The sequence below is a fragment of the Rhizobium sp. PK7-22 genome, from assembly GCF_056530405.1.
The window spans coordinates 1,331,629-1,356,240 of sequence record NZ_CP096514.1; the positions used below are offsets into that span (position 1 = coordinate 1,331,629).

Annotated in this window: 22 protein-coding genes; 17 read left to right on the top strand and 5 right to left on the bottom strand. The window is 62.1% G+C overall.

The genetic code is table 11. The features are described 5' to 3' along the window. The first annotated feature begins 10 nt into the window (after nt 1-10). The 14 genes from flhA (at nt 11) to M1E10_RS11250 (ending at nt 14,009) form a co-directional block, all read left to right on the top strand. Nucleotides 11-2,098 carry an EscV/YscV/HrcV family type III secretion system export apparatus protein gene (gene flhA / locus M1E10_RS11185; protein ID WP_499176422.1) on the top strand — a complete coding sequence of 696 codons (2,088 nt, stop codon included), beginning with the start codon at nt 11-13 and terminating at the stop codon, nt 2,096-2,098. 26 nt (nt 2,099-2,124) lie between these two features. Beyond that, the gene (gene fliR / locus M1E10_RS11190; protein ID WP_499176423.1) at nt 2,125-2,877 is read left to right on the top strand and encodes a flagellar biosynthetic protein FliR; all 753 of its coding nucleotides are present in this window, start codon (nt 2,125-2,127) and stop codon (nt 2,875-2,877) included. Nucleotides 2,878-2,884: 7 nt separating this feature from the next. Then, complete coding sequence (locus M1E10_RS11195) at nt 2,885-3,298, top strand: hypothetical protein (RefSeq protein ID WP_499176424.1); 414 nt, start codon at nt 2,885-2,887, stop codon at nt 3,296-3,298. 122 nt (nt 3,299-3,420) lie between these two features. Further along, nucleotides 3,421-3,975: a rod-binding protein gene (locus M1E10_RS11200; RefSeq protein ID WP_499177152.1), complete on the top strand. Its 555-nt coding sequence runs from the start codon at nt 3,421-3,423 to the stop codon at nt 3,973-3,975. Nucleotides 3,976-4,000: 25 nt separating this feature from the next. After that, entirely contained in the window at nt 4,001-4,366 is a 366-nt protein-coding gene (locus M1E10_RS11205; protein ID WP_499176425.1) for a hypothetical protein, read from the top strand. Further along, nucleotides 4,366-4,905 (top strand): hypothetical protein, encoded by a 540-nt coding sequence (locus M1E10_RS11210; protein WP_499176426.1) that lies wholly within the window; start codon nt 4,366-4,368, stop codon nt 4,903-4,905. The genes M1E10_RS11205 and M1E10_RS11210 overlap by 1 nt, the downstream gene beginning before the upstream one ends. Before the next feature lie 116 nt (nt 4,906-5,021). Further along, entirely contained in the window at nt 5,022-5,699 is a 678-nt protein-coding gene (locus M1E10_RS11215) for a hypothetical protein (protein ID WP_499176427.1), read from the top strand. A 203-nt stretch (nt 5,700-5,902) separates the two neighbouring features. Further along, complete coding sequence (gene folD, locus M1E10_RS11220; protein ID WP_499176428.1) at nt 5,903-6,802, top strand: bifunctional methylenetetrahydrofolate dehydrogenase/methenyltetrahydrofolate cyclohydrolase; 900 nt, start codon at nt 5,903-5,905, stop codon at nt 6,800-6,802. Nucleotides 6,803-7,037: 235 nt separating this feature from the next. After that, nucleotides 7,038-8,399 (top strand): ABC transporter substrate-binding protein, encoded by a 1,362-nt coding sequence (locus M1E10_RS11225; protein WP_499176429.1) that lies wholly within the window; start codon nt 7,038-7,040, stop codon nt 8,397-8,399. A 108-nt stretch (nt 8,400-8,507) separates the two neighbouring features. Continuing rightward, nucleotides 8,508-9,521, top strand: a complete 1,014-nt coding sequence (locus M1E10_RS11230; protein WP_499176430.1) for a carbohydrate ABC transporter permease — start codon at nt 8,508-8,510, stop codon at nt 9,519-9,521. 1 nt (nt 9,522) lies between these two features. Continuing rightward, nucleotides 9,523-10,686: a carbohydrate ABC transporter permease gene (locus tag M1E10_RS11235; RefSeq protein WP_499176431.1), complete on the top strand. Its 1,164-nt coding sequence runs from the start codon at nt 9,523-9,525 to the stop codon at nt 10,684-10,686. 26 nt (nt 10,687-10,712) lie between these two features. Continuing rightward, nucleotides 10,713-12,368 (top strand): alpha-glucosidase, encoded by a 1,656-nt coding sequence (gene bglA / locus M1E10_RS11240; protein WP_499176432.1) that lies wholly within the window; start codon nt 10,713-10,715, stop codon nt 12,366-12,368. A gap of 18 nt (nt 12,369-12,386) precedes the next feature. Beyond that, on the top strand, nt 12,387-13,475 hold the full coding sequence (locus M1E10_RS11245) for an ABC transporter ATP-binding protein (protein ID WP_499176433.1): 1,089 nt from the start codon (nt 12,387-12,389) through the stop codon (nt 13,473-13,475). A gap of 177 nt (nt 13,476-13,652) precedes the next feature. After that, nucleotides 13,653-14,009, top strand: coding sequence for a hypothetical protein (locus M1E10_RS11250; protein ID WP_499177153.1), 357 nt, complete (start codon nt 13,653-13,655; stop codon nt 14,007-14,009). A 49-nt stretch (nt 14,010-14,058) separates the two neighbouring features. Here M1E10_RS11250 and edd read toward each other — a convergent pair whose 3' ends face one another. The 5 genes from edd to M1E10_RS11275 all read right to left on the bottom strand — a co-directional run bounded on the left by edd (nt 14,059) and on the right by M1E10_RS11275 (nt 20,980). Beyond that, entirely contained in the window at nt 14,059-15,879 is a 1,821-nt protein-coding gene (edd, locus tag M1E10_RS11255; RefSeq protein ID WP_499176434.1) for an IlvD/Edd family dehydratase, read from the bottom strand. An 86-nt stretch (nt 15,880-15,965) separates the two neighbouring features. Beyond that, entirely contained in the window at nt 15,966-16,664 is a 699-nt protein-coding gene (pgl, locus tag M1E10_RS11260; RefSeq protein ID WP_499177154.1) for a 6-phosphogluconolactonase, read from the bottom strand. A gap of 4 nt (nt 16,665-16,668) precedes the next feature. After that, the gene (gene zwf, locus M1E10_RS11265; RefSeq protein ID WP_499176435.1) at nt 16,669-18,141 is read right to left on the bottom strand and encodes a glucose-6-phosphate dehydrogenase; all 1,473 of its coding nucleotides are present in this window, start codon (nt 18,139-18,141) and stop codon (nt 16,669-16,671) included. 90 nt (nt 18,142-18,231) lie between these two features. Then, nucleotides 18,232-19,521, bottom strand: a complete 1,290-nt coding sequence (locus tag M1E10_RS11270; RefSeq protein ID WP_499176436.1) for an NAD(P)/FAD-dependent oxidoreductase — start codon at nt 19,519-19,521, stop codon at nt 18,232-18,234. 10 nt (nt 19,522-19,531) lie between these two features. Further along, entirely contained in the window at nt 19,532-20,980 is a 1,449-nt protein-coding gene (locus M1E10_RS11275) for a glutamine synthetase family protein (protein WP_499176437.1), read from the bottom strand. 125 nt (nt 20,981-21,105) lie between these two features. Between M1E10_RS11275 and M1E10_RS11280 the strand changes: the two genes are divergently transcribed. The 3 genes from M1E10_RS11280 (at nt 21,106) to M1E10_RS11290 (ending at nt 24,582) form a co-directional block, all read left to right on the top strand. Further along, nucleotides 21,106-22,290, top strand: coding sequence for a BaiN/RdsA family NAD(P)/FAD-dependent oxidoreductase (locus M1E10_RS11280; protein WP_499176438.1), 1,185 nt, complete (start codon nt 21,106-21,108; stop codon nt 22,288-22,290). Between the two features lie 132 nt (nt 22,291-22,422). Beyond that, complete coding sequence (locus tag M1E10_RS11285; protein WP_499176439.1) at nt 22,423-22,557, top strand: hypothetical protein; 135 nt, start codon at nt 22,423-22,425, stop codon at nt 22,555-22,557. Between the two features lie 183 nt (nt 22,558-22,740). Next, nucleotides 22,741-24,582: a methyl-accepting chemotaxis protein gene (locus M1E10_RS11290; protein WP_499176440.1), complete on the top strand. Its 1,842-nt coding sequence runs from the start codon at nt 22,741-22,743 to the stop codon at nt 24,580-24,582. Nucleotides 24,583-24,612: the final 30 nt, after the last annotated feature.

Consider the following 24,612-nt stretch of genomic DNA (forward strand, 5'->3'; position numbering starts at 1 on the left):
CGGATGCACCATGGCGCAACCACCCGCACTCGCAATACCCAAAGTCGCACCTAGTGGGCGGGATCTCGGCTTTGCCGCCGGCATCATCGCGATCCTGTGCGTCCTGTTTCTGCCCATACCGACATTCCTGATCGATATGGGACTTGCCTTCTCGATTGCCTTTTCGGTTCTGATCCTGATGGTTTCGCTGTGGATCCAGCGACCGCTGGACTTCTCCTCGTTCCCGACCATTCTGCTGATCTCGACGATGGTGCGCCTGTCGCTGAACATCGCGACCACGCGCGTTATCCTCTCCAACGGCAACGAAGGCCATGATGCGGCCGGCGGCGTGATCGCCGGATTTGCCAGTCTCGTGATGTCGGGCGACTTCGTCATCGGTGTGATCGTCTTCATGATCCTGGTGACGGTCAACTTCATCGTCATCACCAAGGGTGCCACCCGTATCGCGGAGGTCGGCGCCCGCTTCACCCTTGATGCCATCCCCGGTAAGCAGATGTCGATCGACGCGGATCTTTCCGCCGGCATGATCGATGACAAGGAGGCGCAGCGCCGCCGCTCGGAGCTGGAGCAGGAAAGCTCTTTCTTCGGCGCCATGGACGGTGCCTCCAAGTTCGTGCGTGGCGATGCCATCGCCGGCCTGATCATCACGGCGATCAACATCTTTGGCGGCATCATTATCGGCTATTTCCGCTATGGCATGGAAATCGGCGAAGCCGCAGACGTTTTCGTCAAGCTTTCCGTCGGCGACGGCATCGTGTCGCAGATTCCGGCCCTCATCGTTTCGCTGGCGGCCGGCCTTCTGGTTTCCCGCGGCGGCACCGCGGGATCGACCGACAAGGCCGTCCTCGACCAGCTGAGCGGCTATCCCCGCGCGCTCTTCATGTCGGCGGGCCTGATGGGCATGCTGGCCCTGGTGCCGGGCCTTCCACTGATTCCATTCGCGGCGCTGGGCGCCGTCATGGGCTTTGGTGCATGGATCATCCCGCGCCAGCTGGAAGCAGAAAACAAGGTGCGCCGCGAGGACGAGGAGAAGAAGGTCGTCCAGAACAAGGAAGCGGAGAAGGATTCGGTCAAGAGCGCGCTGCGCACCGCCGAGATCGAACTAGCGCTCGGCAAGCAGGTCTCCACCCGTCTGCTCGGCGCCCACCAGGAGCTCGCCTTCCGCGTCGGCAAGATGCGCAAGAAGTTCGCCTCGCAGTACGGCTTCGTGGTTCCCGAGATCAAGGTCACCGACGACATCATGATCCAGGAGAAATCCTACCAGATCCGCGTGCACGGGACGACGATCGCCTCCAACACGCTGCGTGTGGGCGACGTTCTGGTGGTAACCGGGGCCGGCCGCAAGCCGAGTATTCCGGGCGACGAAATCCGCGAACCGGCCTTCGGCATGCCGGCGGTCTCGATTCTGGAAACCTTCGCGGAAGACCTGAAGCGCGAAGGCTTTCACCCGATCGACAACGTCTCCGTGGTGCTCACCCATCTGTCCGAGGTGATCCGCAACAACCTGCCGCAGCTCCTGTCCTACAAGGACGTGAAGATCCTGATCGACCGGCTCGACCCGGAGTACAAGAAGCTGGCCGACGAGATCTGCTCCTCGCACATGTCCTATTCCGGTCTGCAGGCCGTGCTCAAGCTTCTGCTGGCCGAACGTGTCTCGATCCGCAACCTCCATCTCATCCTGGAAGCCGTGGCCGAGCTTGCCCCGCATGTGCGCAAGACGGAGCAGATCGTTGAGCACGTCCGGATACGCATGTCGCAGCAGCTTTGCGGCGACCTGGCCGACAATGGCGTGCTGCGCGTGCTGCGCCTAGGTACCAAGTGGGACATGATCTTCCACCAGGCGCTGAAGCGCGATGCCAAGGGCGAGGTCGTCGAGTTCGACATCGATCCGCGCAGTCTGGAAGAGTTCAGCGAGCAGGCGACGAAAGTTATCCGTGAATTCATGGATCGTGGACTGCCCTTCGTCCTTGTAACCTCACCCGAAACACGCTCCTATGTTCGGATGATCATCGAGCGGCTGTTCGCCACGCTTCCAGTCCTTTCCCATGTAGAGCTTGCAAAGGGACTCGAGATCAAGATTTTGGGCGCCATCTCCTGATGACCGACCCGTAAGGGATCGTGCTGATGCTTCTCGACCCGCAGGGGACTATTCTTGCCTTGTTCTTGGCGTTCTGTCGCATGGGTGGCTGCATCATGGTGCTTCCCGGCTTCGGCAGCGCCCGGATCCCGACCAATGTCCGGCTGATTGTCGCGATCGCGGTATCGATGGCCGTGCTCCCTCTGCTGTGGGACGTGATCTATCCTCGCGTCTCCTCGCCGGCGCCGATCTATATCGGCCTGATTGCCAGCGAGCTGATGGTGGGGGTCGTCTACGGCCTGATCGCTCGGCTTTACACGCTCGGCATGCAATATGCAGGCGCCATCCTAACGATGTCGATCGGCTTCACGGCGCCTGGCGGAATGGATGTTCTGGAGGATACTTCGGAAAACCAGCTGACGAACATGCTGAGTTTCAGCGCGCTGTTGATGCTGTTCATGCTCGATTTCCACCACGTGATCTTCCGCGCGCTGGTGGAATCCTATACGGCGACGCCCGTCGGCGGTGTCATCGATCCGCAAAAGATGCTGATCACCCTGACGGATACACTGCGGGCGACCACCGACCTGATGCTGCGCCTTGCCAGCCCTTTCTTGATTTACGGACTGATGTTCAACGTCGCCATCGGCCTTATCAACAAGCTGGCGCCGCAGATCCCCGTCTTCTTCATTTCGACGCCGTTCCTCCTCGCGGGCGGGCTCTTCCTTCTGTATCTGACGATCGCTGCATTCATTCGCCAGTTCGCGGATGGTTTTGCAACGGTCTTCCTATCCTTCTGAGGTCGCCATGGCTGAGCAGAACAGGTCAAAGAAACTGAAGCGGCTGGTCACCGTCCAGCGGCATCTGGAGAAAATGGCGGAAAGTGAGCTCGCCGGCACGACGCGCCATCGCCAGGAGGTTGCCCAGTCGATGGAGGTGGTCATCGAGGCCATCGGTTCCATGGAGCCGGTTCATCGCCAGTTTTCCCAGCACTATTCCGAACGCTATGGCCGACTGAGGATCAAGGATCAGCAGTTGGAGACCGTGCAGCAGTTCCAGGAGAACAAGGTTCTGAAGGAGCGCACGAAAGCAGAGCGTCTGGAGGACCACATGAAAGATGCCCGGGATCTGGAAGACCGCGAGGCGTCCGATCAGGCAATATATGATCTTCTTGAGATAACGCTGGCTGCGCCAGCCTCCAGCAAGCTTCAGAAGCCATAGTCTCCTCCACAGTGTGACCGGCTTTAATGAAAGCGTTCCGGAATACACGACAAAATCGAAATGTTCTTGCGCTCCTGCAGTCCGCGGGCTGACGCGCAATAGTCATGGCGAAAGGAATTGACGTGGCGATCTCTCCTCCAAGCGACCTGATCCTCGACGTCGTGCGCGCTGCAGATCCGACGGAAGTGCAGGCCGCACAGGCGAAGCTGAAGGCAACACGGGCCGCCTATGCTGCCTCCAGCCTTGCGGAAGTCGGAGCCGGCTTTGGTGCGGCGATGGACATCCTGTCGACCCCTGCCACCAAGGCAGGCCTCGCCAATGCACAGCCTAGCCAGAAGATGGCAGAAATGCCGGACGAGTATCGTCAGTTCGAGGCAAGCATCCTGCAGAATTTCATCGGCTCGATGCTGCCCAAGGATACGGAGGAAGTCTACGGCAAGGGTTCCGCCGGCGAATTCTGGAAGAGCATGATGGCTGAGCAGATCGCCGAGAGCATGTCGAAGACCGGCGGCGTCGGCATTGCCGAGCAGATGTATTCGCAGGCTCTGGCCAGAAACGAAGGCAGAGTTGTCAACGCGACCACGGATGAAGGTGATCGCGACCGCGCAATGAGAATGATCACGGATTTTGAACGTCAGGTCCTCGGCCTATCGGCCACCAAGGAGAGTGAAGCCTGACATGAGGGAAATTGGGGCAGGAAACATGGAAGTTGTATCCAACGATCATCGGATCAAGACCGTTCTCGGTCGGCTTGAGTTGATCGTCGACAACGAAAATCAGAGGATCGGCAGCGACCCGCAGTTCGATCTCAAGGTTTCGAACGCACACAAGAGCCGTTGCCTCTACGAACTGACGATGCTGTTCCGCACCACTGACCCCAAGGAACTGGCGGATGCCCATATCGACCAGATGCACGCACTGAAGCAGAAGCTGGCCGTGAACGCCCGCCGGGTCGAAGCGCATCTGCATGCTGTTCGTGCCGTGGCGGATCTGCTGAAGAACGCAGCGCGTGAAGCCGACGGCGACGGCACCTACACCCAGGAACAATTTCTCTACAGCGAGAACTGATGCTGAAGCTCCTTCTCACCGGCCTGTGGGTCTGCATCGTCACACTGGCGGCGGTTTATTTCTCCGTCCAGATGTCGGCGCCGCCGCCGCCTGTCGACGAAGAGGCTGCCAAGAAGGAAGCGTTCGAACTCGTCCGCGGAGAGGCTCTGACCATCCCGGTGATTTCCGACGGCATGGTCACCGGCTATTTCCTCGGCCGCTTCTCTTTCATGATGGACAAGGAGAAGATCAAGGGCGTCGATCTGCCGATGACGGAACTGGCGACCGACGAGCTGTTCACCCTCCTCGTTGGCGACAAGATGATCGACCTTGGCAATCCGGGCGATTTCGACCTTGAAACCTTCCGGACGCGGATCAAGGATGACATGAACCGCCACCTGGGTGACGGTATGGTATCCGAGGTGCTGGTCGAACAGCTTGACTTCATGTCGAAGGAAGACATCCGCACCAACGTCGCCCGCGAAGGCAAGCGTCCCGTCGAAGCGACGAAGATCGTCGAAGGCGTTTCTGTTGAAGAGCCTGCTCCGGCCGCTCACTAATTCTCCCAGAAGCAGCAAATACAGGGATCGCTAAATCTTTAGCGGTCCCCTTGGGCCTCCGTTCACCGCCGTCTGCTAGGTCTCTGGCCGACTCATGAAGCGGTGGAGGCTGTGCAATGCGTATCTTCTCGTTGATTCACTCGCGCACAAAGCGACGCGCCGTGCCGGGCCGTTCCGGTGCAGTTCGCCCGGTGTTCGGGCTGCCGGTTCTCGACACGGGCTGGACGGAGATGCTTGCCAAGGCTGAAGCGGCGCTCTCGCGGCGCGGGACGCGAACCGAGATCTCCTTTCTCGACGATGCGACGCTTGCAGGGCTGTTGGTCGATCCGGAAAATCGCAAATGGCTGTCTCGGCAGGTTCTTCTTCCCTCGCGGCGCGGCCTAGTCGGTCTCGTCGCCACCTTGATCGGGCGCCGACCCGACGTGGGCTTTTCTCCGGAGACCTTGGTGCCGGCACTTCTCACCTATGTGGAGCGGCCGCTGAAGATCTTGCTGATCGGCGGGAGCCGGCTTGATGGTCAAAAACTGCAGGCACGCCTTCGGGACCACGCACCCTGGCACCGGGTCGTGCCGACGACAATCGATCGTCTCCAATCCATCCCCGCCGCTGATCTGGTAATCGTCACGAAGCTGCATCTTGACGTTTCGGATCGTGTGCGGCTCTCCGCCCTTTCCGCCGGCCTGGTGATATTTGCGGGGAAGGGACTCGACCGGTTTGGCGAGAGCGACAACTCTTCAGTCGGCAAATTCGGCCTTCTGACCTTTGCCGGCGCGGATCGCTCCAAAGCGGCCTGAGAGGCCCTTTCGGCTCTGTAGGATCTGCAGCCTCGAGTATGGCCGGGGAGGATCTTCCTGCTGGCGCAGCCGGGGTCGTCGGTATCTAGCGCGAATGTTGTCGCAATCACCTTGCAATTGTTCGCAGCGCAAAGCTAAGGCTTGTGCCGGAACAGGTATCCAGGAGCCTTGGAGCGGGCTTCATGTTGGACAGGGGACATGGCGTGGCACATATCATCGACGGAAAGCAGGCCGCATCGTCGGTCATCGCAACGGTAACCGAGGCAGCGCAGACACTGGCGCGGGAAGCCGGGATCAAGCCAGGCCTCGCCGTCGTCGTGGTCGGTGATGATCCCGCAAGCCACGCCTACGTCAACTCGAAGAGCAAGATGGCCAAGCAGTGTGGCTTCCATTCCGTTCAGCACAATCTTCCCGAGACGACGGCGCAGGAAGACCTGGAGCGACTGGTCGCGGAACTCAATGCCGATCCTGCCATTCATGGTATCCTGGTGCAGCTGCCCTTGCCGCGCCACCTGAACTCCGAACCCGTCATCCAGTTGATCGCGCCCGAAAAGGATGTCGACGGGTTGAACGTCGTCAATGCTGGCAAGCTCGCGACCGGCGATCTTGCCAGCGGGCTCATCTCCTGCACGCCGGCCGGCGCGCTGATCCTCATCAACAAGATCCACGGTGCGGATCTCTCCGGCTTGAACGCTGTGGTCATCGGTCGGTCGAACCTGTTCGGCAAGCCGATGGGGCTGCTGCTGCTCTCTGCCAATGCCACCGTCACCATGGCCCATTCGCGCAGCAGGGATCTACCCGCCATCTGCCGTGGAGCCGATATTCTCGTCGCCGCGGTCGGGCGTCCTCACATGGTCAAGGCGGACTGGGTGAAGCCGGGTGCGACCGTGATCGATGTGGGCATCAACCGGGTTCCGGCGCCCGAAAAGGGCGAGGGCAAGACGAAGATCACCGGCGACGTCGCCTACGACGAATGCGCCGAGGTTGCCGGATCGATCACGCCGGTCCCGGGCGGGGTGGGGCCGATGACCATCGCGATGCTGATGGCCAATACCGTCGTCGCGGCGCATCGTGCGGCCGGCCGGCCGCTCCCCAAATTCTAGCGCTAAGCGGATGCCATTCCGTGGTGGGCCGCTCTGCGGGGCGGCCTGAGCACCCTTGGAATGAAGGCGCCCCGTGTGACCCTGCGGGCCGACCGCTGGCCGCTCTGGCACGCGTGCGGGGGGCTTGACTCCAAGGCGCAGAAGAACACATCACTATCATCAAGAAGATGGAGAGGACCGCGGCCGCTGCGGCCATTTCGCAAAAACGATAGTGGATACCAGGGAGGGTATTGGCATGAAAAAGACCTTTTGGATGGGGGTTGCAGTGGCAGCTCTTGTCGCCGGCGGCGCTGGCGCGCAGGAGCTCAAATTTGCCCCGGGTGAGGATTCCCGTTTCAACTGGCAGAGCTTCGAGGACTTCAAGTCGTCCCATGGCGATCTGCAGGGCCAGAGCCTGACCTTGTTCGGCCCCTGGCGCGGCGACGACGAGATACTCTTCAACAGCGTGCTGGCCTATTTCCGCGAAGCTACCGGCGTCGATGCCCGCTACTCTTCGTCCGAAAACTACGAGCAGCAGATCGTCATCGATACACAGGCCGGCTCGCCGCCCGATATCGCGATCCTGCCGCAGCCTGGCCTTCTGGCCGACTTGGCCGACAAGGGTTTCCTGACGCCGCTCGGCGATGAGACGGCAAACTGGGTGAAGGAAAACTACGGCGCCGGTGAAAGTTGGGTCGGCTACGGCACCTACGAAGGGCAGGATGGCGCGGAGCACTTCTATGCCTTCCCCTTCAAGGCCGACGTCAAGTCGCTGGTCTGGTACGTGCCGGAAAACTTCGAGGAAGCCGGCTATGAGATCCCTGAGACGATGGAAGACCTGATCGCGCTCAGCGACCAGATCGTAGAGGACGGCGGCGTGCCATGGTGCATCGGCCTTGGCTCGGGCGGCGCAACCGGTTGGCCGGCGACCGACTGGGTCGAGGACATGATGCTGCGCACGCAGCCGGCGGAAACCTACGACAAGTGGGTGAGCAACGAGGTCAAGTTCAACGATCCTGCCGTCGTTGGCGCCATCGAGGAATTCGGCAAGTTCGCCAAGAACGAGGAATATGTCAGCGGCGGCGTCGCCGCCGTCGCCTCCACCGACTTCCGGGACAGCCCGAAGGGCCTCTTCGACATCCCGCCGAAGTGCTACCTGCACCACCAGGCATCCTTCATCCCCTCGTTCTTCCCCGAGGGCACCGAGCTCGGCACCGATGCGGACTTCTTCTACATGCCGACCTATGCTTCCAAGGCCGACCTTGGGACGCCGGTTCTCGGTGCGGGCACGCTGGTATCCATCACCAGGGATACCCCGGCCGCCAAGGCCTTCATCGAGTTTCTGAAGACACCGATCGCCCACGAGGTCTGGATGGCGCAGGCCGCTTTCCTGACGCCCTACAAGGGGGTCAATGTCGAGGCCTATGCCAATGATCCGCTGCGGAAGCAGGGCGACATCCTGACATCGGCGACCACGTTCCGCTTCGATGCCTCCGACCTGATGCCTGGCAAGATCGGCGCCGGCGCCTTCTGGACCGGCATGGTCGACTATGTCGGCGGCAAGGACGCCGAGACGGTCGCGACCGAGATCCAGCAAGCCTGGGACGGCCTGAACTGACGCCAAAAGCGGACCACGCCTGCCATGCGGGCGTGGTTCCAGGTGTCCTGTCGCTGAGGGTGGCAGGACCGCCATAGGACACGGCTTGCTCGGGGTGGGGAGGTAAGGATGGCATCGCAGATCATATCGGCCGTCGGGGTGATGGTCGTCGGCGTCTTCGCCTGCGCGCTCTATTATTGGCTGTCCGACAAGATCCTCCAGGTCGTCCTGCCGACGCCCTCCGGCAATGTCCAGCTGGCATCGCGAAACCTCAACCGCCGCGCCGTCATCCGCCCCTGGCTCTTTCTGGGTCCCGCCCTGCTGCTGCTCGGCGTCTACCTCGTCTATCCGGTGATCGCGACCATCATCCTCTCCTTCTACGATCGCTCCGGTGGCGTCTTTGTCGGCCTCGCCAACTACCGCTGGGCGATATCGGATTCCGGCTTCCGCCAGTCGATCTTCAACAATTTCCTCTGGCTCCTGGTCGTGCCGGCCGCCTGCACCTTCCTCGGCCTCGTCATCGCCGTGCTGACGGACCGCATCTGGTGGGGTAATATCGCCAAGAGCCTCGTCTTCATGCCGATGGCGATTTCCTTTGTCGGCGCATCGGTCATCTGGAAGTTCATCTACGAATACCGCGGCTCGGGCGAAACGCAGATCGGTCTGCTCAATGCGGTCGTGACATTCTTCGGCGGCGATCCCCAGGTCTGGATCGCCTTGCCCTTCTGGAACAACTTCTTCCTGATGGCGATCCTGATCTGGATCCAGACCGGCTTTGCCATGGTCATCCTGTCCGCCGCGCTGCGCGGCATCCCAGAGGAGACGATCGAGGCGGCCGTCATCGATGGCGCCAGCGGCTGGCAGATCTTCTGGAAGATCATGGTGCCGCAGATCTGGAGCACCATTGCCGTGGTCTGGACGACCATCACCATTCTCGTGCTCAAGGTCTTCGACATCGTTCTGACCATGACCAACGGCCAGTGGAACACGATGGTGCTCGCCAACCTGATGTTCGACTGGATGTTCCGCGGCGGCGGCGACAGCGGACGAAGTGCCGTGATCGCCTTGGTCATCATGGCGGCGGTGACGCCGATCATGGTCTGGAACATCCGTCAGGCGAACCGCGAATCCGAGGGCCATTGAGATGACCGCACTGGCAACGCGCATCCGCCGCATCGGCCTTCCCCGCCTCGCCGTCCACCTTTCGGTGCTGCTGATCGTCACCATCTGGCTGATCCCGACGCTCGGGATCCTGGTGACGTCGATCCGCGACCGCGACCAGATCACGACATCGGGCTGGTGGACCGCCTTCAGCAGTTCGGTGCAGACATCTGCCGCACGGCTCGGCGATCCTTCGGAGCAGCGGCAGGAAGGTGGCGCCTACGTCATCACGGGCAATGTCTTCGGGGAAGGTGCTGGCGGAACCGTCCGTGCCTTCGGCACGCGCGTGCAGGAGCCCGCGGCCTTCGAAGCGGGCGAGGCCGCCGAGATCGGCGAGGGCGAGACGCTGACGGTGAACGAGGATGGCTCCTATGTTCACACCAGCAATGCTCCGTTCGAGGGCAGCCGCGGCCAGCGCGTCTATCTGAGCGTCGCGAGCGCTCCAGAGTTCACCATGGAGAACTATCAAAGGGTGATCGCCGCCGAAGGGCTGGGCCAGTCCTTCATCAATTCGCTGACGGTGACGATCCCGGCGACGATCATCCCGATCCTCATTGCGGCCTTCGCGGCCTACGCGCTCTCGTGGATGCAGTTCCCCGGCCGGGCGCTGATCCTGGCGACCATCATCGGCCTGATCGTCGTGCCCTTGCAGATGTCGCTCATCCCGCTGCTGCGGCTCTACAACGAGATCAGCATCCTGTTTGGCGTACCCTCCAAGACCTATGCCGGCATCTGGCTGGCGCACACCGCCTTCGGCATGCCGCTGGCGATCTATTTGCTGCGCAACTACATCGCCGGTCTGCCCAAGGAGATCATCGAATCCGCCCGGGTCGATGGCGCCAGCGATTTCGAGATCTTCATGAAGATCGTGCTGCCGCTGTCGTTCCCGGCGCTCGCCTCCTTCGCCATCTTCCAATTCCTCTGGGTCTGGAACGACCTCCTGATCGCCATTGTCTTCCTGGGCACCGGGCGAGATCAGCTGGTGCTGACCGGCAGCCTGAATGCGCTCCTCGGATCGCGCGGCGGCAACTGGGAAATCCTGACGGCGTCTGCCTTCATCACCATCATCATTCCGCTTCTGGTATTCTTCGGCCTTCAGCGATATCTGGTCCGCGGCCTGCTGGCGGGTTCCGTCAAGGGTGGCTGAACATTTTGATGACGACAGGATTTTAGATGACTATTCACACCGCAACCCCCGCGACACCTGACAAGGACTGGTGGCGCGGCGCTGTCATTCACCAGATCTACCCGCGGTCCTTTCAGGACTCCAACGGCGACGGCATCGGCGACCTGAAGGGCATCACGGCGCGTCTGCCGCATGTGGCAGCACTCGGTGCCGATGCGATCTGGATCTCTCCCTTCTTCCCGTCGCCGATGAAGGATTTCGGCTACGACGTGTCGAACTACACGGAAGTCGATCCGATGTTCGGAACGCTTTCGGATTTCGACGGACTGATCCACGAGGCACACAGGCTTGGTCTCAAGGTGATGATCGACCTCGTGATGTCGCACAGCTCGGACCAGCACGCCTGGTTCATCGAAAGCCGGTCGAGCCGCGTCAATCCGAAGGCCGACTGGTACGTCTGGTCGGATGCGAAGCCGGACGGCACGCCGCCCAACAACTGGATGTCGATCTTCGGCGGGTCTGCCTGGCACTGGGACCCGACGCGCATGCAGTACTACATGCACAACTTCCTGACGTCGCAGCCGGACCTCAACCTGCACAATCCCGAGGTCCAGGACGCGCTGCTGGACATGACGCGCTTCTGGCTGAAGCGGGGCGTCGACGGCTTCAGGCTCGACACCATCAACTTCTACTTCCACGACCGGGAGCTGCGCGACAACCCGGCGCTCGAACCGTCGCGCCGCAACGCCTCGACGGCGCCGGCGGTCAATCCCTACAATTTTCAGGAGCACATCTACGACAAGAACAGGCCGGAAAACATCGACTTCCTGAAACGCTTCCGCGCCCTGCTGGACGAGTTTCCGGCGATCGCCGCGGTGGGTGAGGTGGGCGACAGCCAGCGTGGACTGGAGATCGTCGGGGAATACACCTCCGGCGGCGACAAGATGCACATGTGCTACGCCTTCGAATTCCTTTCCCCCGACGCGCTGACGCCGTCGCGAGTCTCGGAGGTTCAGACGGCTTTCTCTGCAGCCGCCTCGGAAGGCTGGGCCTGCTGGGCGTTTTCCAACCACGACGTCGTCCGCCACGCCAGCCGCTGGGGCTTCGAGGTTCTTGATCGCGACGCCTATGTCCGGATGCTGGCGGCGATCCTGATGACCCAAAGAGGTTCGATCTGCATCTATCAGGGCGAGGAACTGGGCCTGACGGAAGCCGATATCGCCTACGCCGATCTGCAGGATCCCTACGGCATCCAGTTCTGGCCGGAGTTCAAGGGCCGCGATGGCTGCCGCACCCCGATGGTCTGGGATGCGCAGGCGCTGCAGGCCGGCTTCTCGACCTCGGAGAAGACCTGGCTGCCGATCCCGGTGGAGCACCAGCTGAAGGCCGTCAGCGCCCAGTATGGCGATCCGGAATCCGTGCTGGAGCAGTATCGACGCTTCCTCGCCTTCCGCAAATTGCATCCGGCACTGGCAAGGGGTGATATGATCTTCCTGCCGTCGGACGCGCCGCTTCTCCAATACGAGCGCCGCAACGGCAACGAGATTGTCCTGTGCATGTTCAACATGAGCCCGGAGCCGGTGGTCGTCGAACCGCCGCCGGGCGACTGGGAAGCGCTCGGTGGGCATGGTTTCGACAGCAGCGTTGAAGACAACCGCATCAATTTGCCGGCCTGGGGGGCATTTTTCGCCCGTCGCGCCTGAAGCAACAAGGGGGGACACATGGCAAGCGTCGTACTGAAGGACATCCGCAAGGCCTATGGCCAGGTGAAGGTGATCCATGGGGTCGACCTGGAGATAAGACAGGGCGAATTTGTCGTCTTCGTCGGACCGTCCGGCTGCGGAAAGTCGACGCTTCTACGCATGATTGCGGGCCTGGAGACGATCACCGGCGGCGAGATGTCGATCGACGGCCAGGTCGTCAACGAGGTGCCGCCCTCCAAGCGTGGCATCGCCATGGTCTTCCAGTCCTATGCGCTCTACCCGCATATGACCGTCTACGACAACATGGCCTTCGGCATGCGGATCGCCAAGGAAAACAAGACGGAGATCGACCGGCGCGTGCGGGCGGCGGCCGAGATCCTGCAGCTCACACCTTATCTCGACCGCCTGCCGAAAGCTCTCTCCGGCGGACAGCGCCAGCGCGTCGCGATCGGACGGGCGATCTGCCGGGATCCGAAGGTCTTTCTCTTCGACGAGCCGCTTTCCAATCTCGACGCCGCGCTCCGCGTCGCCACCCGCATCGAGATCGCCAAGCTCAGCGAGTCGATGCCGGACACCACGATGATCTACGTCACCCACGACCAGGTGGAGGCGATGACGCTCGCCGACCGCATCGTCGTTCTGTCTGCCGGCAGGATCGAACAGGTGGGACCACCGCTGGAGCTCTACGAGCGGCCGCAGAACCTCTTCGTTGCCCGCTTCATCGGCTCGCCGGCGATGAACATCATCCCCGTCAAGATCACCGAGACGGGCGAGACGACGACGGTCTCTCTGGCGGATGGCAAGTCCGTACGGGTCCCGATCCGCACCGCGGCTTCGGAGGCCGGCAAGCAGGCAAGTTTCGGCGTGAGACCCGAGGATCTGACCGTCTCGACCCAAGAGGATTTCCTGTTCGAAGGCAAGATTGCGATCGCCGAAGCCTTGGGGGAGGTCACGCTTCTCCACCTGGAGGGGATCGGCGATCAGGAGCCGGTCATCGCCAAGATGCCGGGCATTTTCAAGGCCAGAAAGGGCGATGTCGTACGCCTGTCGGCGCCTCTGGAGAAACTCCATCTGTTTGATTTGAAAGGGAATACCTACCGAAATTGAGCGTTCAGGAATGATTAGGCATAAAATCTGAGAGATTGACGGATTTGTGCCGGAATGGGAACGCATCACCCTCTGTTAAACTTCGGTCTGTACCCTTTCTACACTTTCAAAGGGGGACAGGGCGTGAGTGTCCAGGGTCGCGACAAAAATCATTTTCTGAACAAGGAAGAGTCCTTCATGTACGACCGCGAGACGCGGTACCGCATGGAAGACACGATGAATGCGGCGCGCATCGAATACACCGAGAAGGGCGTGCTCAACATGGCCGCCCGCCGCTGCGATCTCGTGCGGATCTCCATGAGCGGCGCGGTCCTCAGTCTCCTGACACAGTACAAGCTGCCCGAGCAGTTCTATCTGGATGTTCCAGATGCGCGCATCTCCAAGGTCGGATGCCTGCTGATGCGCACCTACGCCAACAATACCGTCGAGGTCCGCTTCCTGAGCCTCATGACGCAGAAGGAGCTTGACCGCATCTTCGTGTTCAGCACGCACCCGGCACACCGCGATCGCGTGCTCGACATCCGCTCCTGGTAGTGGATGTCAGACCGCCTCCGCTTGGCGCAGGCGGTCGTCGCCTGACGACCTACGAGAAGAACACGCTCCCACCCTGATCTGCGCGTCCTGCGTTCCGGCGGAACGGTGCGAAAAGTTCGCGTCCCATGCCGAATTCATTGGCTTCCAGATCGGCCTCGGCTAGCGGACGAGCGGCAAATTCCACCGCATCCACCAGCACTTCGATCGTGCCCTTGACGGCGTCGAGGCGGATCATGTCGCCGTCCCTGATCCGGGCGATGCCACCGCCGTCGCAGGCTTCCGGCGTCACGTGAATGGCGGCCGGCACCTTGCCTGATGCGCCCGACATGCGTCCGTCGGTCAGCAGCGCAACTTTATAGCCGCGGTCCTGCAGCACGCCGAGCGGCGGCGTCAGCCGGTGCAGTTCCGGCATGCCGTTCGCCTTGGGGCCCTGGAAGCGGACCACCGCCACGAAGTCGCGGTTGAGCAGGCCATCCTTGAACGCATCCTGCAGGGCCTGCTGATCCTGGAAGACCATGGCGGGAGCCTCGACGATGTGCCGTTCCGGTTTCACCGCCGAGATCTTGATGACAGCCTTGCCGATATTGCCGGTCAGCATCTTCAGGCCGCCGTTCGACTGGAAGGGAGCCTCCATCCGCGCCAGCACCTTCGGATCGCCGCTCTCGTCGGGGATCGGCTGGCGGGCCACCGTGCCATTCTCGCCAAGCTTCGCCTCGAGCGTATAGGCCTCCAGCCCATGGCCGAAGACGGTGCGCACGTCGTCATGCAGCAGTCCGCCCTTCAGGAGCTGCTTGATCAGGAAACCCATGCCGCCGGCGGCATGGAAGTGGTTCACGTCCGCCAGCCCGTTCGGATAGACGCGCGCCAGTAACGGCACGACGTCGGAGAGCTCGGAAATGTCCTGCCAGGTCAGGTGAATGCCGGCCGCCCGCGCCATGGCGACGAGGTGGAGCGTGTGGTTGGTGGAGCCGCCGGTCGCATGCAGGCCGACGACGCCGTTGACGATCGAGCGCTCGTCGATCATCTCGCCGGCCGGTGTGAATTCATTGCCGAGTGCTGTGATGGCCAGCGCCCGCTTGGTCGCTTCCCGGGTCAACGCATCGCGTAGCGGCGTTCCCGGATTGATGAAGGAGGCGCCGGGCATGTGGAAGCCCATGATCTCCATCAGCATCTGGTTGGAATTGGCGGTGCCGTAGAAGGTGCAGGTGCCGGGCCCGTGATAGGACTTCGATTCTGCCTCCAGCAATTCGTCCCTGCCGACCTTGCCTTCCGCATAGAGCTGGCGGATGCGCGACTTCTCGTCGTTGGGCAACCCGGTCGTCATCGGACCGGCCGGAATGAAGATGGCGGGCAGATGCCCGAAGGTCATCGCCGCGATCATCAGGCCGGGCACGATCTTGTCGCAGACACCGAGGTAGACGGCGGCATCGAACATGTTGTGCGACAGGCCGATGCCGGCCGCCATGGCGATCGCGTCGCGCGAAAACAGCGAGAGCTCCATGCCCGGCTGCCCCTGGGTAACGCCGTCGCACATGGCCGGCACGCCACCGGCCACCTGCGCCACGCCGCCAGCCTCCGCCGCCGCCTGGCGGATCAGCGCCGGATATGTCTCGAACGGCTGGTGGGCCGACAGCATGTCGTTATAGGCGGTGATGATGCCGATATTGCCGACCACGTCGCCCGCAAGCTTCGACTTGTCTGTGGGGGAACAGACGGCAAAGCCATGGGCGAGATTGCCGCATGACAGCGTGGAGCGGTGCGGTCCGCGCGAAATCGCACCGCGAACGCGGGCGAGATAGGCCTCGCGGTGCGGCCGGGAGCGCTCGACGATGCGGGCTGTGATTGCTTCGATGCTGGTGTGCGCAGCCATGGCCATGTCCTTCGGTTCGGGAGCAAGCCGGCTGGGAGCGGCAGGTGCCGCCCGGATTGCTCCGGATGAATGCTTCGTCTCGGGCCTCAGGGAGCCCAGTAGATCTCCACCGGCGACGCTGCCCGGTTGAGCACGGCGCGGATCGGCATCTCGGTTTCGTCCGTGCCGGATTGCGCCGTTTTGAGAACGTCCTTCTTCGCGTCCCCTTCGATGTGAAGCACGAGCAGCCCCGCATCGGTGAGGCTGGAGAAGGAGAATGTCAGCCGCGGCTCGTCGGCACCTTCGGCTTCCATCGGCATCACGCAACGCGGGCCCGCTTCATCGAGAGCTTCGCCAAGGTGGTTGCCATGCGGAAAGAACGATGCCGTGTGGCCATCGCCACCCATGCCGAGGATCACGACGTCGAACGGATTGCCGATGCTGGCGGTTTCCTGCGTCGCCGTCGCAGCCGCCTCGTCGACGCTCGGACAATCGTGGAAGAGCGGGATGAACCGCGCCGCGGAAGCCTCGTTGCGGAGCAGGTTCTGTTGCACCAGGAGGTGGTTGGACCGCGGGCTGTCGGCCGGCACGAACCGCTCGTCGACGAGCGTCACCGTAACCTTCGGCCAGTCGATCTTGCGGCCGGAAAGCGCCTGGAAGAATTTTTTCGGCGTCGAGCCACCGGAAACGGCGAGGCTTGCGCTGCCCTTGGCTTCGATGGCGGCGGCAAGCCGGTAAGCTACCTGGTCCGCCAGCTTCTCGGCGAGCGTCGCGCCGTCGGCGAATTCATGCAGCGACAGTTCCATGATTTCAAGCTTCATGCCATGTCCGCCCGTCACGTTCGATCAGCGCGATCGCCTGGCTCGGCCCCCAGGTTCCTGCGGTATAGCCCTGAACGGCCTGGCTGCTTTCCTCCCAGCCCTTGAGGATCGGGTCGATCCACTGCCAGGCGGCCTCCACTTCGTCACGGCGCATGAACAGCGTCTGGTTTGACCGGATCGTGTCCATCAGCAGCCGCTCGTAGGCGTCCGGGTGACGCACGGAGAAGGATTCCGCGAAACTCATGTCCAGCGAAACGCTGCGCAGGCGCATGCCGCCCGGGCCGGGGTCCTTGATCATCAGCGACTGCTTGACGCCTTCATCCGGCTGCAGGCGGATGATCAGCTGGTTTGCCGTGATCCGTCCAGCGGCACTGTCGAAGATGTTGTGCGGGATCGGCTTGAAGGTGATGACGATTTCGGAGACGCGGGTGGCCAAGCGCTTGCCGGTGCGAATGTAGAAGGGCACGCCGGCCCAGCGCCAGTTGCCAATCTCCGCCTTGATGGCGACGAAGGTCTCGGTGTTGGAGACGCCGCCTTCCAGCTCCTCCAGATAGCCCCTGACGGCGCCGCCCGAGGAGGCACCGGCCCGGTACTGGCCGCGCACCGTCGCCTGTTCCACATTGGCCTCGGTGATGGGCTTCAGCGCGTGAAGCACCTTGAGCTTCTCGTCGCGCACGGCTTCGGCGCTGAGCGAGGAGGGCACTTCCATGGCAACGAGGCAGAGCAGTTGCAGGATATGGTTCTGCACCATGTCGCGCAGGGCGCCCGCCGTATCGTAATATCCGGCCCGACCCTCGAGGCCGACGGATTCAGCAACCGTGATCTGCACGTGGTCGATGTGCTGGGCATTCCACAGCGGCTCGTAGAGTGCATTGGCAAACCGCAGCGCCATCAGGTTCTGCACGGTCTCCTTGCCGAGGTAGTGATCGATGCGGAAGATCTGCTCTTCCGGGAAGACCTTGCCGATCGTGTCGTTGAGGTGGAGAGCCGAAGCAAGATCGCGTCCAATCGGCTTTTCGACAACGATCCTCGTGTGCTTGGTGATCAGCTTGTGGTCGCGGATCTTCTCCGAAATCGGGCCGAAGATGGAGGGTGCCACGGCAAGGTAGAATGCCCGCACCCGGTCCTTGCCCTCGTCGAGCAGCTTCTTCAGCTCGCTCCAGCCCTGATCGGACATGGCATCGATCGAGATGTAGAACAGCCGCGCGCAGAAGATCTTGACCTGTTCGTCATCGTATTCGCCGGGCTTCAGGTGCTTCTTCAGCGCCTCTCGAGCGAATTTCCGGTACTCGTCATGTGAAAGCGCGCTGCGGGAAGCGCCGATGATGCGGGTGGGCTCCGTGAACTGGCCCTCGATCTGCCGGTGGTAGAGGGCCGGAAGCAGCTTGCGCTCCGCCAGGTCGCCAGAGCCACCGAACACGACGCAATCAAAGGGATCGACCGGGATGATCTGGCTGCTCATGAACGTGTTCTTCCTCTTCTGAGAGTACGGGTCTCAATAATCTAATCGATTGAAAAATTCTACCCCTGGCGCATCACTTTTGCTGCGGCATCAAAGCCTGTCGCGCAATGCAAACCAGGTGAGGGCGAGAAACAGAAGCGGGTCCCGGAAGCGGCGCCCGCCGGGAAAGCCTCGCACGTCCAGCGCTTCCAGGTCGCCCAGCGCCGAAGGCGTACCCGTAACCCGATCGGCGTAGAGCTTGCCGCAGTAGTTCGACAGCATCACGCCGTGGCCGGAGTAGCCGCCGATCGAGGTCACGCCCGGCATCACCTCTCGCACGAACGGATGCCGTGACATGGTGATGCCGACATAGCCGCCCCAGGCGTGGGTGATGCGAACGGCCTTCAGCTCCGGGTATGTCTCGACGATCTGCTCTCGAATGAAGTTTGCCGTGTCCTCCGGGTTCTTGGAGGAATAGACCTCGCGGCCGCCAAACAGCAGCCGGTTGTCCTGCGTCTTGCGGAAGTAGCGCACCACGAACCTGGAATCCGCCACCGCCTCGCCGCCGGAAAGCACGCGCGGATAGTCGTCCAGCGGTTCGGTGGCGGCGATGAACGAGCCGATCGGCATCACATGCGCCGCGGTGACCGGCTCGAGCTTGTCGACATGGGCATTGGTGGCCAGGAGCACGCGGTCTGCGGCGACCGTGCCCCGCGCAGTCTCCAGCATCGTCTTGCCGCCGGCCTGGCGCAGGCCGGTGACCTTCGTCATCTCGTAGAGTTCGGCGCCGGCGGTCTGCGCGGCGCGGGCAAGGCCGATCAGAAGTTTCAGCGGATGGATGTGGCCGGTGCCGATATCGCGGACGCCGCAGTGGTAGTGGCTTGAGCCGAGGCGCTCTGCCGTCTCCGCCCGGTCCATATAGGTGAGATGCGTGTAGCCGTAGCGCTCGGCTGCGATTTCCGCATTGGCGCGGTAATCCTTCTCATGCCCCGGCTTGTGCGCGACGTTCATCTGGCCCGGCATATATTCCATGTCGATGCCGTGCTCGGCGGCGAAGTCGAGCAGATAGTGCTTGGCCGCCTCGGCTATGTCGAACAGGGCCTTGGACCGCTCGAAGCCGATCTTCGCTTCAATCTCCTCAGGCCAGGCGCGCTGCCCGGTACCAAACTGTCCGCCGTTGCGCCCCGATGCACCGTCTCCCAACCGGTAGGCTTCCAGCAAGGCCACCGAGACGCCGCGCTTGGCAAGCGTGTATGCCGCCTGCAATCCGGTAAAGCCGCCACCAACGATGGCCACGTCCACCGAGCGCGAACCATCCAGGCTTGGATAGCTCGGCCGTTCTCCAACGGTTGACTGATACCAGGAAACGCCCGGTGCGATGGGGCTCTGCCAGTCGGTCATTCCCGTATCCTCACACGTTGAGAAGCAGGAACTCCCGCTCCCACGGGCTGATGACCTGCATGAACGTCTCGAACTCGCCCCGCTTCACCCCGGCATAGAGCCCGATGAATTCCTGGCTGAACACTTCCGTCAGCGCAGGCTCCGCTTCGAGCTCCGACACGGCCTCAAGCAGGCCACGCGGCAGTTCGATGGAGCCCTCGTTGGCGGTGTATTCCGTCGGCGGCTCCGGCTCGATGGACTTCATGATGCCGAGCAGGCCGCAGCCGAGCGAGGCCGCCAGCGCCAGATAGGGATTGGCGTCGGAGCTTGGCAAGCGGTTCTCGACGCGGCGCGCCGAGGCATCCGAAACCGGCACGCGAAATGCGGTGGTGCGATTGTCGTAACCCCATGCGTTGTTGACGGGTGCGGCCATGTCCGGCGTCAGGCGACGGTAGGAATTCACATAAGGCGCCATCATCACCAGTGCCTTCGGCACATACTTCTGCATGCCGCCGATGAAGTGGAAGAACTCCTTGGACGGGCTGCCGTCCTCGTTGGAAAAGATGTTGCGGCCCGTCTCGATGTCGACCACCGACTGGTGGATGTGCATCGCCGAACCCGCCTGACGCTGCATCGGCTTGGCCATGAACGTGGCGTAGATGCCGTGCTTCATCGCCGCCTCGCGGATCGTCCGCTTGAACATGAACACCTGGTCGGCGAGCTCGATCGGATCGCCATGGCGCAGGTTGATCTCGAGCTGCGCCGGACCCTCCTCGTGGATCAGGGTATCGATCTCCAGCCCCTGCTTTTCAGAGAAGTGATAGATGTCGTCGATCAGCTCGTCGAACTCGTTGATCGCGGCGATCGAATAGCCCTGGCCGCCGAGAATGGCCCGCCCCGAGCGGCCCTTTGGCGGATGCAGCGGGTAATCCGGATCGTCGTTCTTGGCGACGAGGTAGAATTCGATCTCCGGCGCCACCACCGGCTTCCATCCGCGCTCCCGGTAAAGCTCGACGACATGCTTCAGCACGGCGCGCGGCGTGTAGGAGATATTCTCGCCGCTGGTGCCGACGACATCGCAGATCACTTGCGCGGTGGGATCCGTCTCCCAGGGAACGACCGAGAGCGTCGACAGGTCGGGAACCAGTTTCAGGTCGCTGTCGCGCGGTTCATAGCGGAAGCTTGCAGTCTCTTCCGGATACTCACCGGAGATCGTGTGCCGGTAAAGGGCAGACGGAAGCGCGAGCGACGTATTTGAGGTGAACTTCGAGGATGGCATCATCTTGCCGCGCGGTACCCCGGCGAGGTCGGGCGTGATGCATTCCACGTCTTCGATACCGCGGGTCCGCAGCCACAGTGCCGCTTCCCGCCAGTCCGTTGCACCCCGCAGAGAAGTCATCGCCGGCTGTGCCGCCGGGTTGCCCGTCGACTTCAAAACACCGCCCGTGGGCGGCGTGGATGCGGTTTCTTTACGTGGCATGACTCACCGTTGGGCTGTTGATTGGAACACCATCATAGTCGGACATTGGCAATTGGCGAGGGGGTGCGGCATTGACTTTGCCGGGAGGATCGAAAAGAGCAGTGCTTCAGACAAGGGAGTGACGATTGGCTCGCAAGTTCGATGCGGTGATCCTGGGGGCCGGTGCCGCCGGCATGATGTGCGCGATCCGGGCTGGACGTCGTGGACGGCGCGTGCTGCTGCTCGACCATGCGAAGGCGCCAGGCGAAAAGATCCGCATCTCCGGCGGAGGCCGCTGCAACTTCACCAATATTAACACGACCCCGGCAAACTATATCTCCGCCAACCCGCACTTCGCCAAGTCGGCGCTCGCCCGCTACACCCCGCGCGACTTTCTCGACCTCGTGGAGGGGCACCGGATCACCTGGCACGAAAAGACCCTGGGGCAACTCTTCTGCAACGACACCGCCAAGGACATCATCCGGATGCTGCTTGCGGAGATGCAGGCGGCCGGTGTCACGATGGAGCTGCAGCAGGAGATCCTGTCGGTCGAGAAGACGTCGGAGGGTTACCGGCTGAACCTCTCCGGCGGGCAGACGGTGGAGGCGCCGGCTCTGGTGATCGCCACCGGCGGAAAATCCATTCCGAAAATGGGTGCGACCGGACTTGCCTACCGGATCGCCGAGCAGTTCAACCTCGGCCTTGTGGAAACTCGACCCGGCCTTGTTCCGCTGACGCTCGACCCGGCCCTTCTGGAGAAGCTGGCGCCCCTGTCCGGTATCGCCGTCCACGCCGAGGTGCGGGCCGGAAAGACGAGCTTTCGGGAAGCACTCCTCTTCACACACCGGGGCCTGAGCGGTCCTGCGATCCTCCAGATCTCCTCCTACTGGAGAGAAGGCGAGGGCATCACCCTCAAGATAGAACCCGAGCGGGATATTCTCGCGATGCTGAAGGCAGCGCGCCGGCAGAACGGTCGCCAGGCGCCGCAGACGGTCCTCGGCGAGGTTTTGCCGAAGCGGCTGGCGCAGCTGCTGACGGAACGGGCGCATGCGACAGTCTCGTTGGCCGAGATGCCGGATCGTGCGCTGGAGGCCTTGTGTCAGGAAATCCAGGCTTGGCCGATCATGCCTGCCGGCTCTGAGGGATACCGCACGGCAGAGGTGACGCTAGGCGGGATTGATACGCGCGACCTGGATTCCCGGACAATGGAAGCGAAGCACGTTCCCGGCCTCTACTTCATCGGCGAATGCGTTGACGTCACAGGCTGGCTGGGCGGGTATAACTTCCAGTGGGCCTGGGCCTCCGGTCATGTTTGTGGTGAGGCAATTTAGCACTCGGTGATTCAGCTCTTCTTAACGTGCCTGAGCAATCCTGCCTCATTGCCATCGAAATCATGTGATGATTGGCAATCAGGCGCCGCCGCGATCGGCCGGACGCGAAACGAAGAGAGTTAGGGAACTGCCATGCACAAAGCCCGCCGCGCCCGAGCCGTTGCCATCGCCCAGACGCGAGATCTGGAAAAGACGATGAACCTTCGTTTCCTTGCGATCGCCGTGGGTGCAACAGCTGCTCTTCTGGCGCTGCCGGTTCTTTTCTAAGTCGTTTAGTCACTCCACTCCTTCCAGTGCCGTTCCTAGCGACCGGATGAAAGAGCACGCCGGATACCTGAAGCCGATGGCCTAGGTATTCACGGGTAAGAAGTCGTGAGTCAGTGGTTAGTAAAATTTATATGTCTGCACGGACACTTGCCTCTTGGAATAAACCCAGGGGGATAGTGATCCATGTTCAGGTTCTTACCATCGTCGGTGGTTAGTCGCATCGTCCTCCTCTGTCTTTTTCTGATTTTATTCGCAGTCTCTGCCGTCGGCGGACTGGCCTACAGGCACATCCGCAATGACGTCATGGAGACGGCTGTCGTCGATGCGAAGAAGGCGCTCAGGGTCATGGGGCTTCTCTACGAACGTGACGCGCCCGGCGCCAACGTAACGCTTGTCGACGAAGTGGTAACGGGCATCCGCTCTGGCGGGGGGGATCTGCAGGATCATGCCCTGGTGGACCGAACCGCGGCCTCCATCGGCGGCGTGGCCACCGTGTTTGCGAAACAGGGAAATGAATTCGTCCGCATCTCCACCAATGTGAAGAAGGAAAACGGCGATCGTGCAACGGGCACCAAGCTGGTGCCCGAACATCCTGCCCAGCCTCTGCTGGCACGTGGCGGGGCTTATTATGGCCCGGCTGTGCTGTTCGGGAAGGATTTCATGACCGGATACTTCCCGACCAAGGACGCAGGCGGTGCCGTCAACGGCGTTCTCTTCATCGGTATCCCGATGACAGTCTACTTTGACCATATCGCGGCCTCGGGTTACGTCATCGTTGGCAGCTCACTCGCGGCGCTGCTCCTTGTCGGCGTGATGGGTTTCATGGCAATCCGCGCCCAAATTCGCCCGCTGCGGGTGCTGACCGGGACTGTAGAGAAAATCGCAAACGGCGAAAATCCGGCCGAAATTCCTTATCGCAACACATCCAACGAGTTCGGCAACATTGCCCGCGCACTGGAAGGTTTCCGGGACAACGCTCGCGAAAAGCATGCGATCGAGAGCCGCAGCAGCGAAGAGCGCGCCGCAGCCGAGGCCGAGCGTCAGCGCAACGACGCGGAGAAGCAGCAGACGGATGCGCAGATTGACCACGCGGTGACGGAGCTGGCAACGGCCCTTGCCCGCCTTTCGCAGGGTGATCTGTCCGTGACGATCGAGCGCAGTTTCTCCGGCCGCCTCGAGCAACTGCGGGTGGACTTCAACGCTTCCATCCTGCGCTTGCGCGACACGCTTTCGCAGATCCGCCACAGCACCCTGGCAATCCAGCAAAACAGCTCGGATCTCAGTGAATCGTCCTCCGATCTTTCCAAGCGCACCGAAAGCCAGGCAGCCTCCCTGGAAGAAACCGCGGCCGCCGTGGAAGAGATCACGGCCACGGTCAAGTCCTCTGCGGAAAGAGCCAAGGAGGCCAATGCGGCCGTTGCCGAAACCAAGCGTAGCGCCGACGATTCAGGCACGGTCGTCAACAATGCCGTCGACGCTATGGGGCGCATCGAGGATGCTTCGAAGAAGATCGAGCAGATCATCGAGGTCATCGATGAAATCGCCTTCCAGACCAACCTGCTGGCGCTGAACGCAGGCATCGAGGCCGCCCGTGCGGGTGATGCTGGCAAGGGGTTTGCCGTGGTCGCTCAGGAAGTGCGCGAACTGGCGCAGCGCTCCGCCGATGCGGCCAAGCAGATCAAGAGCCTCATCCACCAGTCCACGCACGAGGTCAGCACCGGCTCCGGCCTGGTACAGGAGGCAGGGCGCGTCCTTGCGTCCATCAGCCTGCAGATCACCGCCATCAGCCAGCATGTGGAAACGATCGCCACCGCCAGTCAGGATCAGTCGGCGGCACTTCAGGAGATCAACGGAGCCGTCAACCGCATGGACCAGATGACCCAGCAGAACGGTGCAATGGTTGCCGAAACCAGTGAGTCCAGCACGCGCCTCGCAATCGAAGCTCATGCCTTGATGGAACTGGTGGATCAGTTCCGCATCGAAGGCGACAAGACGTCGAGAGCGGCCTTTACCCGGGCGGCCTGAGCAGACCTCGACCGACGTGCATCCATCGAA